General features: G+C 67.5%; 9 protein-coding genes and 1 other RNA gene. All 10 read left to right on the top strand.

The window, feature by feature from the left end; translation table 11 throughout:
- Positions 1–220 precede the first annotated feature (220 nt).
- Positions 221–4,471, top strand: coding sequence for an RHS repeat-associated core domain-containing protein (locus tag CR152_RS35135; protein ID WP_099881279.1), 4,251 nt, complete (start codon positions 221–223; stop codon positions 4,469–4,471).
- A gap of 27 nt (positions 4,472–4,498) precedes the next feature.
- Positions 4,499–5,017 (top strand): hypothetical protein, encoded by a 519-nt coding sequence (locus CR152_RS30500; RefSeq protein ID WP_099881277.1) that lies wholly within the window; start codon positions 4,499–4,501, stop codon positions 5,015–5,017.
- 50 nt (positions 5,018–5,067) lie between these two features.
- Positions 5,068–5,166, top strand: an RNA gene (gene ffs / locus CR152_RS30495) — signal recognition particle sRNA small type.
- A gap of 161 nt (positions 5,167–5,327) precedes the next feature.
- Positions 5,328–7,502: a DNA polymerase III subunit gamma/tau gene (locus CR152_RS30490; RefSeq protein WP_099881275.1), complete on the top strand. Its 2,175-nt coding sequence runs from the start codon at positions 5,328–5,330 to the stop codon at positions 7,500–7,502.
- Positions 7,503–7,548: 46 nt separating this feature from the next.
- Positions 7,549–7,875 (top strand): YbaB/EbfC family nucleoid-associated protein, encoded by a 327-nt coding sequence (locus CR152_RS30485; protein ID WP_099881273.1) that lies wholly within the window; start codon positions 7,549–7,551, stop codon positions 7,873–7,875.
- Positions 7,876–8,466, top strand: coding sequence for a recombination mediator RecR (recR, locus tag CR152_RS30480; protein ID WP_099881271.1), 591 nt, complete (start codon positions 7,876–7,878; stop codon positions 8,464–8,466).
- Positions 8,466–9,686 carry a CaiB/BaiF CoA transferase family protein gene (locus tag CR152_RS30475; protein WP_208640229.1) on the top strand — a complete coding sequence of 407 codons (1,221 nt, stop codon included), beginning with the start codon at positions 8,466–8,468 and terminating at the stop codon, positions 9,684–9,686. Before recR ends, CR152_RS30475 begins: the two co-directional genes overlap by 1 nt.
- Before the next feature lie 131 nt (positions 9,687–9,817).
- Positions 9,818–10,954, top strand: a complete 1,137-nt coding sequence (locus CR152_RS30470) for a glycosyltransferase (protein WP_099881269.1) — start codon at positions 9,818–9,820, stop codon at positions 10,952–10,954.
- A complete protein-coding gene (locus CR152_RS34550; protein ID WP_229413711.1) occupies positions 10,935–11,900 on the top strand; it encodes a DUF2334 domain-containing protein in 966 nt (321 codons plus the stop codon). The genes CR152_RS30470 and CR152_RS34550 overlap by 20 nt, the downstream gene beginning before the upstream one ends.
- Before the next feature lie 395 nt (positions 11,901–12,295).
- Positions 12,296–14,695, top strand: a complete 2,400-nt coding sequence (locus CR152_RS30455; RefSeq protein ID WP_099881267.1) for a penicillin acylase family protein — start codon at positions 12,296–12,298, stop codon at positions 14,693–14,695.
- Positions 14,696–14,832 lie beyond the last annotated feature (137 nt).

Below are 14,832 nucleotides of genomic sequence, written 5' to 3'. Positions count from 1 at the left end.
AGTCGCCGCCATCCGGCTTGCGCTTGTGCGGTGTGGTGACAACGCCGCCCGTTTCGGTGTATTCTTGCACTGATCAATTGTTGCTATAGTTGTATCCTTGTGGTTTCGTCCAGCGCCACGCTGGCACCGATAACAAGCCCGGGCGCGCGCTGGCGTCCGATGACCAACCGGAAAAGGCGTGCCACGGCACTGGCCTTCACCAACCAGGTACGAGCCCGCCATGTTTGAAGCCGCCCGTCTCACCGACCCCATCGCCCACACCAGCGCGCTGGCAGGATTTCTCGTCGGCGCCCTGATCGGCATCGCCCTGATCGCCGCCGTCGCGTTTGCCACCTTCACCTGCGGTTTTGGCGTCGCGCTGCTCGCTGGCCTGGCGGCCGGCGTGGGCGGCTCGCTGATACTCGGCATAGGCGAGGCGATCGGGAAGTCGATCAAGTCGCCCGCCGGGGCCATCACCAGCGGCTCGCCCAATGTCTTTACCAACAGCCTGGCAGCCGCCTTCGCCAAGGCGAGCACGGTCCTGTGCGACAAACACAGCCCGGTGCCGCTGGTGGCGGAAGGGTCGACCAATGTCTTCATCAACGGCTTTGGCGCGGCGCGCAAGGACGACTCCACGGTCTGCGGCGCCAAGATCGACGATGGTTCGTCGAACGTGTTCATCGGCGGCGGCACCAAGGAATACCTGCCGGTCGCCGACGAAGTGCCGCCCTGGCTGCGCACCACGGTCGACTGGGCGTTCGCGCTGGCCGGGCTGGCGGGTGGGCTGGCCGGCCTGGTCAAGGCCGCAGGGGGATTGTCGCGCGCGCTGCTGCCATGCGCGGCTAAATTCATCGCCGGCTATGTGGCCGGCGAAGCGGTCGGCCGCTACGTGGCCGCCCCCGTCATCTCGCGCGTGATGGGTGGCCTGCTGGGCAACCCGGTCGAGGTGGCGACCGGGCGCAAGGTGCTGCTGGCCCAGCACGAAATCGACGCCGTGCTCCAGAGCCCCATCCCGCTGGTCTGTGCGCGCTTTTACGGCAGCGACCTCGCTTTTGAGGGCAGCCTGGGCAAGGGCTGGGTGTTGCCATGGGATTTGCGCCTGCAGCGGCGCGACGGCATGATCTGGTTGACCGATGCCCAGGGCCGGGAAACCGGTTTCCCGCTGGTGCAGCCCGGCCACTGCGCCTACAGCGAAGCGGAGCAGTGCTACCTGGCCTGCACCGCCACCGGACAGTTCATCCTGTATGACCTCAACGAGGTGTATCACGACTTCGGCCTTCTCGACGCCGGCGGCGACATCGCCTGGGTGCGGCGCAAGGAAGACCGTACCGGCCAGTGGCACAGCTACACCCGCGACGACGCCAACCGCGTGAGCATGATCCGCACCAGCGGCGGCCAGCAGCTGCAGCTGCGCTACGCCGAATCGCCATCGCGGCTGACCGCGATCGACTGCACCGATGGCGGCACCCCGGGCACCCTGGTCGGGTATGGCTACGACGGGTTGGGCCAACTGGTGTCCGTCACCGACGCCAACGGCGCCGTGGCGCGCCAGTTCAGCTACCTTGACGGCCGCATGGCCAGCCACACCAACGCGCTCGGCCTGACCAGCACGTACGAGTGGGCCGAGATCGACGGCGCCGCGCGCGTGGTCGCGTGCGGCACCAGCGAGGGCGATCACACACGCTTTCGCTACGACCGCGAGGCGCGCCAGACCTGGGCCCAGGACGAACAGGGGCGCACCGCGCACTGGCAGTACGACGCCCATTTCCAGATCGTCGCGTGCACCGATTTCGACGGCGCCAGCTATCGCATCACGTACAACGACGCCGGCATGCCGCAGCTGGTGTCGCTGCCGGGCGAGCGCGAAGTGGCGTTCGAATACGACCACGCCGCGCGCGTCATCGCCGAAACCGATACCCTCGGCCGCGTCACCCGCACGGCCTACCACGCCAACAGCCTGCGCATTAGCGAACTGATTCTGCCGGACGGCTCGCGCTGGCGCGCCGAGTACGACTATCTGGGGCGCTTGCTGGCGACGACCGATCCGCTGGGCCGCGAGGAGCGCAATGAATACCCGACTGGCCTGAGTGCCTTCCCGATTGCGCACATCGATGCCAGCGGCGCTCGCCAGCAGATGGAATGGAACCGGCGCGGCCAGATGACGTCCCGCACCGACTGCTCGGGCAAGGTCACGCGCTACCAGTACAACGCCGATGGCCAGCTGGCCTGCCTGACCGACGCTCTGGGCCAGGCCACGCACTATCACTACCTGCGCACGGGCGAACCGACGCAGGTGGTGCTGGCCGACGGCAGCACCGAGCAATTCGCGTACGACGCGGCGGGCCTGCTCATCGAACAGCGCAGCGGCGACCAGCAAGCGCGCCGCTGGGTACGCAACGCGCGCGGCCAGGTGGTCGACGCCATCGATCCCGCGCAGCAGCATCTGCGTTACCGCTACGATGTGCGTGGGCGCGTGGTGGAGCTGGCCCGCGACACGGGCACGCGCTACCGCTTCGAATACGATGCCGGCGACCGCTTGGCGCGCGAGATGCGCCCCGATGGTGCCGAGCGGCGCATGCGCTACGACCCGGCAGGCGAACTGATCGAGATTGAAAAAATCGGCGCCGTGAAAGGCGACGCCGCGCGCCGCACGGTGCTGTTTGAACGCGACAAGGCCGGGCGCGTGCTGGCGCAGACCACGGCAACCGCCGTCACCCGCTACACCTGGGACGACGGCGACCGCCTGCTCGAAGCAGCCTGCGAGCCCGATGCCGCCGGCGCCGCGCTGGGCGTGGCGGCGGGCGCGGTCCGCTTCGAGTACGACCGCGCGGGCCGCATGGTGGCCGAACACGGCGCCGACGGCACGGTCGGCTATTCGCTCGACATGCTCGACAACCTGGTGTCGCTGGCGCTGCCGCACGGCCAGCGCATCGACATGCTCACCTACGGTTCCGGCCACGTGCACCAGATCCGCTGCGCCGACGGCGTGATCTGCGACTTCGAGCGCGACGACCTGCATCGCGAAGTCGAACGCACCCAGGGCGGCCTGACCCAGCGCATCGCCTACGACATCCTGGGCAGGCGTACGTCGCAGACGGCGGGCAGCGCGCCGGAACTGGCGGCGGGGCAGGGACGCCTGTGGCGCAGCTATCGCTACCATCCCTCGGGCGATTTGGCCGAGCAGAGCGACAGCGAGCGCGGCGCGATCGATTTTCAGTACGATGCGGCCGGGCAGCTGCGGCGCCAGATGCGCCGCGCCGACCAGCAGCAGGAACGCTTCGTGTGGGATGCGGCCGGCAATCTGCTGCAGGACGCGGGCGAGAAAAGCCGCGGCCAGGTCGATGGCAACCGGCTCATGGTCTGGCAAGACATGCGCTTCGAGTACGACGCCTGGGGCAATATGGTCACCAAGCGCAAAGGGGCGCACCAGATCCAGCGCTTCAGTTTCGATGCCGAAGACCGCCTGGTGAGCATGGTGACGGAAAACCTGCGGGGTGTGACGGAAACGCGCTTCGCCTACGATCCGCTGGGCCGGCGCATCGCCACGACCGACACGCGCACGCAAGCGGGCGGGCTGGCGCACAGCGTCGTCAGGCGTTATGTGTGGCAGGGGCTGCGCATGGTGCAGGAGCGGCGTGGGAATGCCGTCAGCAGCTACGTGTTCAGTCCCGACGCCGCCTACACGCCGCTGGCGCGGGTCGATGCGGTGATCGCCGCCGCCGCGACGGCCGCCGCCATCGCCACCGCGAAAAGCACGGCGCGCGTGTATCACTTTCATACCGACCTGATTGGCGCGCCGCTCGAAATGACGGACGAAGCGGGCGAGCTGGCCTGGGCCGGCACCTACCAGGCCTGGGGCAAGGTCGGCACCGACGACGATGTGGCGCTTGCCGGCGCCATCGACCAGCCCTTGCGCTTTCCGGGCCAGTATGCCGACGAAGGCACCGGGCTGCATTACAACACCTTCCGCTTTTACGATCCCGACATCGGGCGCTTCATCAGCCCGGACCCGATCGGGCTGGCCGGCGGCGACAATCTGTACGCGTACGGGCCGAATCCGTCCGGCTGGATGGACCCGTGGGGGTTGATGCCGTGGGTCGATCCGGTCAATGTCGGGCACCACCTGGTGCCGCAAAGCCTGGCCCGCTCGACCGGTCCCAGTCTGGTCGCGACTCTGTTCGGCAGCAACACCCAGACGCCGACCTTCTTCTTCTCGAAGCCGTATGTGGCGGGCAGCCATGAAGCCATTCACGCGGCCCAAAAACCGTTCGTCGGGCGCCTGACAGGATCGTGGAGCGGCAAGCCGATGGACCTGGTCCGGGCCGCGGGCAGGGGGCTGGACGCGGTATCGCATATTCGCGGCGACCTGAAGATACCGGCAACCGGCGAGGTTATCGCGCACAATGTCACGCCGCGCCAGGCTTACTCCGCGCTGCTGACGTGGGGCAGGAAACAGGCGCTGCCGCCGCGGCCGCCGTCCGGCGGCTGCTGAGAACAATCTGATAGTGGAGCTATAAACATGCAGCAATTCGAGGTGGTCGTCGACTTTGGCGGCATCGTGGTGTTCGACGACAAGGGCTTGCAGGCGTACTTCGGCAACATCGCCGAGGGCGACAATCTGTACCGGCGCTTCACGACCACCGACGATGGCGACAAGGTGGTTGAGCAGGGAATCGTGATTCCCATTATTGGCGTCAACGACAGTTCCTACCGGGTATCAGTACGCATGGCCGGGGAACCGTCCATCGTTCCTGACGAGCTGATCATTGTGAGAAACGCGTCGTTTCCGCTGCGCGTGACGGACCGGCTCATCATTGCGGACCTGGCCGTGTTCCTTGAGTGGTATCCGGAGGAGGGCTGGCAGCGGATCGATATTGCGCCGGGATGCTACGCGGTCGCGGTCAACGGTTTTCGCAAGGTGGAAAATAATGTGGTGGTCGACTTCGGCTTCGAAATCGTCCTGACGCCCGCCGACGCGCTCCCGCCCATGAGCGCCTCTCTGCAGCAGAACATGCAGGTGCTCGAGCTCCCAGGATGAGCCCGCAAGCTGTTTCCCACAAATTCTCCCGGTCGGTTATAATTGTCGCTGGCGGGCCCCTGCGCATTGTGGCATGGCTAACCTGGTCAGGTCGGGAACGAAGCAGCCACGGCCGTTAACCATAAGTGCCGCAGATCAGGCTCGCCTCTTTCGATCTCCTTGTTGTCCAGTCTCCGTCGTACCTTCCCCCAGCACAGTCGCAGCCCGTCCGCACAAGCGGTGGTTTCGCATTCGCGCGCGCTCTTGCTACAATTGCCTTTTCGGGGAGCGGGAATCCCCGCCGCGTTCGCTATCTACGGTAAAATTCAGCATGTCCTATCAAGTCCTCGCCCGCAAATACCGTCCCAAGAATTTCGACACGCTCGTCGGCCAGGAGCACGTGGTGCGCGCGCTGACGCACGCCCTGCAATCGGGTCGCCTGCATCACGCCTATCTGTTCACCGGCACCCGCGGTGTCGGCAAGACGACCCTGTCGCGCATCCTGGCCAAGTCGCTCAACTGCATCGGCCCTGACGGCACCGGCGGCATCACCGCCGACCCGTGCGGCGTGTGCGAAGCCTGCACCGCCATCGACGCCGGCCGCTTCGTCGACTATATAGAGATGGACGCGGCCTCGAACCGCGGCGTCGACGAAATGGCCCAGCTGCTGGAGCAGGCCGTGTACGCTCCCTCGAACGCGCGCTTCAAGGTCTACATGATCGATGAGGTGCACATGCTGACCAACCACGCCTTCAACTCCATGCTGAAGACGCTGGAAGAGCCGCCCGAGCATGTCAAGTTCATCCTGGCGACCACCGATCCGCAAAAAATCCCCGTCACCGTGCTGTCGCGCTGCCTGCAGTTCAATCTCAAGCAGATGCCGCCGGGGCATATCATCAGCCACCTCGATAACATCCTCGGCCAGGAAGGCATCAGCTTCGAGCAGCCGGCCCTGCGCCTGCTGGCCCAGGGCGCGCACGGCTCGATGCGCGACGCGCTCTCGCTGACCGACCAGGCGATCGCCTACGCCGCCGGCGAAGTCACGCTCGACGCGGTGCAGGGCATGCTCGGCGCGCTCGACCAGACTTACCTGGTGCGCCTGCTCGACGCACTGCTGGCGCAGGACGGCGCCGACCTGATGGCGGTGGCCGACGAAATGGCCAGCCGCAGCCTGTCGTACAACGGCGCGCTGCAGGACCTCGGCACCTTGCTGCACCGGATCGCGCTGGCGCAAAGCGTGCCGTCGGCCGTGCCCGAAGACTTGCCCGAACTGGCCGATATCCTGCGCCTGGCGGCGGCCTTCGACGCCCAGGAAGTGCAGCTGTTTTACCAGATCGCCGTCAACGGCCGCAACGAGATCGGCCTCGCGCCCGACGAATACGCCGGCTTCACCATGACGCTGTTGCGCATGCTCGCTTTCCGCCCCGGCAACGGTGGCGCCGAAGGCGCGCCGCCGACCGGTTCGGCCGCGGCCCGTTCGCCCTCGCCAGCGCGTGCTGCGGCCGCCGCCGCCGCGCCGGCACGTGCCGCATCGGCAGCCGTTGCCAGCCACGCCGTGGTGAGCGCGCCGCCACCACCGGCACCACGCATGCCGCCACCGCCTGCTCCAGTAGCGGCGGCACCAGCCCCGGCGCCGGCCGCGGCGCCACCTGCCAGCGTACCGGCCATGAACTCGGCGCGCGCCGCGATCAACGCCGCCCTCGAAGCGGCGCGTTCGGCCAGCCGCGGACAGAACTCGTCGCCGCGCCGTCCGACCGCCATGTCGAACCAGGCCGCCGCCAACGCCGCCGCAGCCGCGCCACCGCAGGCGGCGCCGGAGCCGGAGCCGGAGCCCGCACCCGCACCACCGGCGGCATCGAAGGCGCCGCCGCCGTGGGAGCAGGACGAGTCCCAGGCTGCCGCACCGCAGGCCGCACCGCCGCCAGCGCCACCGATGCCGGAAGCGCACTACCCGGAGATGCAGGACGACGAGCCGCCATCGTGGGTCACCGAATTTTCCGACGACACCGCCGTCGCCCAGGAAGCGCCACCGGCCGCCGCCATGCGCGCACCCGCGCGTGCGCGCCCCGCCTACGTCATCACCCCGGTGCCCGAAATCGACTGGGACGGCAATTGGCCCGGCCTCGCCGCCGGCCTGACCTTGCGCGGCGTGTCGCAGCAACTGGCGCTGCAGACCGAACTGGTGTCCTGCGTGGTGGACGGTAACGTCACCACCTTCAGCCTGCGCGTGCCGATCGACACCCTGCGCGCCAGCGGCAATACCGAAAAACTGTGCGCCGCACTGCAGGAGCGCTTTGCCGCGACCAAGATCCACCTCGAGATCGACATCGGTCCCGTGTGGTACACGGCCAGCGCCGAAGCGATCGCCTGGCGCGAAGAATGCCAGCGCGTGGCCGAGGAAACCGTGGCCAACGACCCGTTCGTGAAAGACGTGATGCGCGACCTTGGCGCATTCATCGTGCCCGGCTCGGTGCGTCCCGCCCCGGCCCCCGGCGCCTCCGCCTGAACCGACACCCCCTTATTGACTATTTTTTGAATCCCGGAGAACCACCATGATGAAGAACCAGCTCGCAGGCTTGATGAAACAGGCGCAAGCCATGCAGGACAACATGAAAAAGGCGCAGGAACAGTTGGCCAGCGTCGAAGTCGAAGGCCAGTCCGGCGCCGGCCTCGTGAAGATCGTCATGACCTGCAAAAACGACGTCAAGCGCGTCTCGATCGACCCGTCGCTGCTGGCCGACGACAAGGACATGCTGGAAGACCTGGTCGCCGCCGCCTTCAACGACGCCGTGCGCAAGGCAGAAGCGACGTCCGCCGAAAAAATGAGTGGCCTCTCCGCCGGCATGCAGCTGCCGCCCGGCTTCAAGATGCCGTTCTAAATGTCCAAATCGCTCGACTTCCTGACCGAAGCGCTGCGCCGTTTGCCCGGCGTCGGCCCGAAGTCGGCGCAACGCATGGCCTTCCACCTGCTGCAGCACGACCGCGAGGGTGCCGCCATGCTCTCTCGCGCGCTGTACCAGGCGGTCGACGCGGTTCACCACTGCGCCCTGTGTAACACCTTCGCCGAAACCGAAGTGTGCGACCTGTGTCTCGACGACCAGCGCGACACGACCTTGCTGTGTGTCGTCGAGACGCCGGCCGACCAGATGATGATCGAGCAGACCCTGACCTACAAGGGCCTGTACTTTATCCTCATGGGCCGCCTGTCGCCGCTCGACGGCATCGGGCCGAAGGACATCCACCTCGAAAAACTGCTGGTGCGCGCCGCCGACGGCGTGGTCGGCGAGGTGGTCCTGGCGACCAATTTCACCAACGAAGGCGAAGCCACCGCGCACTACATCAGCGAAATGCTCAAGGCGCGCGGCCTGAAGGTGAGCCGCCTGGCGCGCGGCGTGCCGGTTGGCGGCGAACTCGAATACGTCGACCCGGGCACCATCGCGCGCGCGATGCTCGACCGGCGCAGCACCTGATGACGGCGCCGCCATTCAAGCCCGGCGCGCTGGCCGGCATCAAGGTGCTCGAACTGGGCACCTTGATCGCCGGCCCGTTCTGCGCGCGCATGCTGGCCGAATTCGGCGCCGACGTCATCAAGGTCGAAGCGCCCGACGGCGGCGACCCGATCCGCCAGTGGCGCATTCTCAAGGACGGCACCTCGCTGTGGTGGTCGGTCCAGTCGCGCAACAAGAAAAGCATCACCCTCAACATGAAGGATGAACGCGGGCGCGCCATCGCCAGGCAGTTGGCGCTGGAAGCGGACATCATCATCGAAAACTACCGCCCCGGCGTGCTCGAAAAATGGGGCATCGGCTATGAGCAGATCAAGGCCCTCAACCCGGCCGCGATCATGGTGCGCCTGTCCGGCTTCGGCCAGACCGGCCCGATGAAAGACCAGCCGGGCTTCGGCGCCATCGGCGAATCGATGGGCGGGCTGCGCTACGTATCCGGCCATCCGGACCGTCCGCCGGTGCGCGTGGGCGTGTCGATCGGCGACTCGGTGGCCGCGCTGCACGGCGTGATCGGCGCCATGATGGCGCTGCGCCACCGCGACGCCACCGGCGGGCGCGTGGACGGCGAAGGGCAGATGGTCGACGTGGCCCTGTACGAAGCCGTGTTCAATCTGATGGAGTCGCTGGTGCCCGAGTTCGACCACGCCGGCGTGGTGCGCGAGCGTACCGGCGGCGCGCTGCCGGGCATCGTGCCGTCGAATACCTACACCACCGGCGACGGCGAGAACATCGTCATCGCCGGCAACGGCGACGCCATCTTCAAGCGCCTGATGCTGGCCATGGGCCGCATCGACATGGCGGGTGATGCGCAACTGGCGCGCAACGATGGCCGCGTGCCGCGCAGCGCCGAGATCGACGATGCGATCCAGGCCTGGTGCGCCACGCAAAGCATAGCCAGCGCGCTGGCGACCTTGCAGGCGGCCGATGTCCCGGCCGGCAAGATCTACTCGGTGCGCGACATGATGAGCGATCCGCAGTTCCTCGCGCGCGATATGTTCGAGCAGCACCACTTCAGCGACGGCACGCCGGTCAAGCTGCCCGCCATCACGCCCAAGCTGTCGGCCACGCCGGGCCAGACCCGCTGGCTCGGTCCGGCGCTGGGTGAGCACACCGACGACATCCTCGCCAGCCTCGGCTATGACGCCGAGGCGATTGCCGCCCTGAGACAGGCGCGGGTGCTGTAGAAGCTACCGCTGCCAGCCCGGTTCGCTGCCAGCGGCTCTCCATCCCATGTCGCGCAGCGAGCGTTTGCGTGCGCTCAAACTCCACCCGCTTTGCGCTGCTATGGTGTGCTCTCCCAACCGAGTCCACCACCATGCACCTCGTCGACATCACCATGTTTTATGCCGCGGAAGGCGGCGGCGTGAGCACCTACCTCAACGCCAAGGCGGCCTGGCTTGCGCGTCGCAACCGCGTGCGCCACACCATTCTCAGTACCAACGTCGACAGCCGCGACGGCACGCCGGCATTGCGGCGCGTTCCCGCCATCGCTTTTCCCGGCATGAACGGTTTTCGCATGCCGCTCTCGATTGGCGCGTCCACGCGCATCATGCTCGGCCTGCAACCGGACCTGATCGAAGCCGGCGACGCCGGCCATGGCGCATGGGCGGCGCTGCGCGTGCGGCGCAAGCTGGGCGTGCCGGCGGTTGCCTTCTACCACTCCGATTTGCCGCGCCTGATACATGAACGCTTCGGCCAGCCCGCGCGGCGCGCCGCCGGCGCCTACCTGGCCCACCTGTACCGCCAGTTCGACCTGGTGTTCGCACCGAGCCGGCTGATGGTGCACCAGCTGGCCGCCATCGGCGTGCGCGATGTGGTGCACCAGCCGCTCGGGATCGACATCCACACGTTTTGCCCGCAGCGCCGCAGCGCGTCGCTGCGCGAGCGCCTCGGGCTGGCGCCGGAAACGCGGCTGCTGGTCTACGCCGGCCGCTTCACCGCCGAGAAAAAGCTGACGGTTCTCATCGACGCCGTGCGCAAGCTGGGGCCGCCGTACCACTTGCTGCTGATCGGCGGTGGCGGTGCCGTGCCGCGCTGCGCCGGGATCACCTTGATCGCTTTCCAGCGCGACCAGCGCGTGCTGGCCGGCCTGCTGGCCAGCTGCGATGTGCTGGTCCATCCCGGCGACTGCGAAACCTTCGGCCTGATCGTGCCCGAAGCGATGGCATGCGGCTTGCCCGTGGTGGGCACGAGTGGGGGCAGCGTAGCCGAGCTAATCGACGACAAAACGGGCATCGTGGTGCCGCCCAACAGCGTCGACAGCCTGGCGGCCGGGATCGAGGCGATCTTCCGCAAGGACCTGGCGGCGATGTCGCGCGCGGCGTCGCGCAAGGCGCACGATTACTATGACTGGAACCGCATCATGCCGCAGCTGATGAACCGCTACGCGGGCCTGCTGGCGTCGCGCGCGCGGGCCGACCTGGAGGCGGAACGTGTCTGCGCCACCGAATGAGCAGGCGGCGCTGTGCGTCGTCATCCACGATGTGGCGCCGGCCACCTGGCCCGATTGCCTGCGCCTGCTGCAGGCTGTGCGGGCCGTGGCCGACATTCCCCTCACGTGGCTGGCGGTGCCGCGCTGGCATGGCGGCGAGGACCGCTCGCCTGCGTGCGAGGCGGCGCTCGACAGCCTGCTGGCCGTTGGTCATGAAATCGCGCTGCATGGCTATACCCATGTTGATACCGCTGTGGCGCGGCCCGACTGGCGCAGCCGCTTTTTGCGGGGCGTGTATACCGAAGGGGAGGGCGAGTTCGCCGCGCTCGACGCGGCCGAGGCGAGGCGCCGCATCGAGCTGGGGTTGGCATGGTTCGATGAGCGGGGCTGGCCCGCCAGCGGTTTCGTTGCGCCGGCATGGCTGCTCAGCGACGGAGCCTGGGAGGCGGTGCGCAGCTACCCGTTTGTCTACACAACCACGTGGAGCCATTTTCACGTTCTGATGCAGATGCCCGCGACTCCGGCGGTTCCGGCACCGCCCTTGCAACCATCGTTCCCACGCGAGGATGGCCCCCGGGGGGAACTTCTGTTCTGCGAACCGCCGCCGCCATCGCCTCACGCCTTGCTATCGCCATCGCTGGTGTACGCGGCACGCAACCGCACGGGGCGCATCGTTTCCCCGCAGCTCGCCTGGACGCTCGCCCGGCTGATGCACGCTTCGCCACTGGTACGCATGGCCCTGCACCCGCGCGACGCGCGCCACCCCGCACTGCTGCGCCATGCGCAGCAACTCATCGAACACTTGCTGCAATCGCGCGCGGCGTTGACCAAGAGCGCCTTTGCCCGTCAATGGGCCGCAGTCGCTACCAGTACGGCCCCCAATAACCGCCCAGCGACCAGTGTGACCGGCCCACACCGCCATAAAAATGCGGATAGCCATAGCGCTGCAGATCATCCCGCGCGCTAAGCTGCAATACGCAATTGCGCCACGAATCCGAGTTGGACGGATAGCCGAGCCTGGAACACGCCGGGCCGTACACGACCATCATCCGGTCCATCTCCGCCTGCGCCGAGGCGGCCCGTTGCTGCGGCGTGGTGCAGCCGGCGAGCAGCAACGCGCCTATACACACCGTCATGAGCTTACGCATTGATATCTCCTGTATGCGCGTCCGCTTTGCGCGCGGTCGCGTATGTACTTGACATAGCTTAAGAGGGCCGCCGAGCAGGAGCGTGATCCATATCAAACGGTTAAGGGGAACCTCATACATGTTCTAGTCTCGTCGCGAAGGTCCCACCAACAATGTTTGCGCGCAGCCTGATTTTTCTGGCAAGATGCCTTGCGAAATCAACCCGGGGAAAGTCATGCGTACGCGTGGAATCAAAGTCTGGTCGGTCCGGCTGCTGCTTGGCCTGCTTGTTCTGCTGGTGCTCGCGGCGCTGGCCGTGTGGCTGTACCTGCGCGCCAGCCTTGCGCGGCTGGACGGCGACATCAAGGCACCCGGCTTGTCGGCCCCGGTCACGGTGGCGCGCGACGGGCGCGGCGTGCCCCTGATCAGCGGCGCGCGCCGTGCCGACGTCGCCTACGCCACGGGTTTCGTGCATGCGCAGGAACGCTTTTTCCAGATGGACCTGCTGCGCCGCTCGGGCGCCGGCGAACTGGCCGAACTGTTCGGCGCGCGCGCCTTGCCGCGCGACCGCGCCAACCGCCTGCACCGCTTCCGTGCGCGCGTGGCCGCTTCGCTCAAGCTGCTCAACCCGGCCGACCGGCAGCTGCTCGATCGCTATGTCGCCGGTGTCAACGCCGGCCTGACGGCGCTTGGCGCCAACCCGTTCGAATACGCCCTGATCGGCGTCAAGCCGCGTCCCTGGAGCGCGGAAGACTCGCTGCTGGTGGTCTGCGCGATGTACTTCGACCTGCAAGGCACGGTCGAACCGCGCGAACTGACGCGGGGATGGATTCGCGACCACAGCGACGCCGCGCAGCTGGCCTTCCTGCTGCCCGAAGCGAGCAAGTGGGACGCTCCGCTCGATGCCGACGGTATCGCCGTCGCGCCGGTGCCCATCCCGCCGGCGCCGCCGGCATGGTGGGGCAAGCCGCGTCAACCTGGCGCGCACAAGACTGCGTCGGCCGACTTCATCGATTCGGTCGGCAGCAACAACTGGGCCATCGCCGGCAGCCGCAGCAAGGATGGCGTGGCCATCGTCGCCGACGACATGCACCTGGGCCTGTCCCTGCCCAACATCTGGTACCGCCTGGCGATCCAGTACCCGGACGCCAAGGGTGCGCCGCGCCGCATCGTCGGCGTCACCTTGCCGGGCGCGCCGCCGGTCATCATCGCCGGCAGCAACGGCCGTGTCGCCTGGGGCTACACCAACAGCTACGCCGATCTGCTCGACCTGGTGATGCTGGGCCAGGACAAGCAGCATCCGGACCAGTTGCGTACTCCCGCCGGCTGGGAAAAGCCGGTCGCCGTGGTCGAAACCATTCTGGTCAAGGGCGCTCCCGCCGAGCGGATGACGGTACTCGACACCTCGCTCGGCCCCGTGCGCGAGAGCGGCGGGCGGCCGTATGCCATTCACTGGCTGGCGCACGCGCCGGCCTCGATCAATCTCGATCCGATCAGGCTAGAGACGGTCGATACGCTCGATGAAGCATTGTCGATTGCGGCCACCATCGGCATTCCGTCGCAAAATTTCGTCGGCGGCGACGACAAGGGCAATATCGGCTGGACCATTTCCGGCCCGCTGCCGCGCCGCACGCAGCTTGGCAGCGGCGCCACCTTCCCGCTGGCCGTCGATGGCGGGCAGAACAGCTTCGACGGCGCGCTGGCGCCGGCCGATTATCCGCGCGTAGTCAATCCGCCCGGCGGCCAGCTGTCGACCGCCAACAGCCGCCAGTTGAATGGCGCGCATGCGCAGACCCTCGGCGACGGCGGCTTCGACATCGGCGCGCGCAACCGCCAGATACGCGATGGGCTGGCCGCGCTGGGGCCGAAGACCGACCTGGCGGGCGTGTACGGCGTGGCGCTGGATGACCGTGCGCTGTTTGTCGCCCCGTGGCGCGAGCGCGCGATCAAGGTGCTCGACACGGCGGCGCTGCAGGCCAAGCCGCAGCGCGCGCAGTTCCTGGACCTGTTGAACAAGAGCTGGAACGGGCGCGCCAGTGTCGATTCGGTCGGCTACCGGTTGGCGCGCCACTTCATGTGGGCGGTGGGCGATGTGCTGTTCGAGGGAGTCAATGGCGATCTGGCCGCGCTGCATCCCAAGTCGACCATGGCGCTGGCGACGTCGCGCTGGCCGGAAGTGGTCACGCGCCTGCTCGACGAGCAGCCGGCCGCGTGGCTGCCGCCGGGGCACGCGAACTGGCAGTCGGTGCAGCTCGAAGCGATCGACCGGGTGATTGTGGAACTGGCGGCCGATGGCATGCCCTTGTCGAGTGCGACCTGGGGCGAGCGCAATACGGCGGCCATTGCGCATCCGATTGCCGCCGCCGTGCCGTTCGTGGCACGCTGGCTCAGCGCACCGCCCGACATGCTGCCCGGCGACGCCAACATGCCGCGCGTGTCGGGCAAAAACTTCGGTCAGTCGGAGCGGATGACGGTGTCGCCCGGGAAGGAAGAGCAGGGCGTGTTCAACATGCCGGGCGGGCAGAGTGGACATCCGCTGTCGCCGTATTTCATGGATGGCCACGCCGATTGGGTGAGCGGGAAACCGACGCCGTTGCTGCCGGGGGCGGTGCGGCATACGCTGACATTCAGATAAATTGCGCGTCACGGTAAGGTAAGCGTCGGCCTCATACTCACGTCGTCCCCGCGCAGGCGGGGACCCAAGTTCATAGCATATCCCTTGGCTGCGGCACGAACTTGGGTCCCCGCCTGCGCGGGGACGACGGATGGAAG

The sequence above is a fragment of the Massilia violaceinigra genome, from assembly GCF_002752675.1.
Classification (GTDB): Bacteria; Pseudomonadota; Gammaproteobacteria; order Burkholderiales; family Burkholderiaceae_D; genus Telluria_A; species Telluria_A violaceinigra.
Note: the sequence above shows the minus strand (reverse complement) of the source record. Positions and strands in the feature narration are given on the sequence as shown.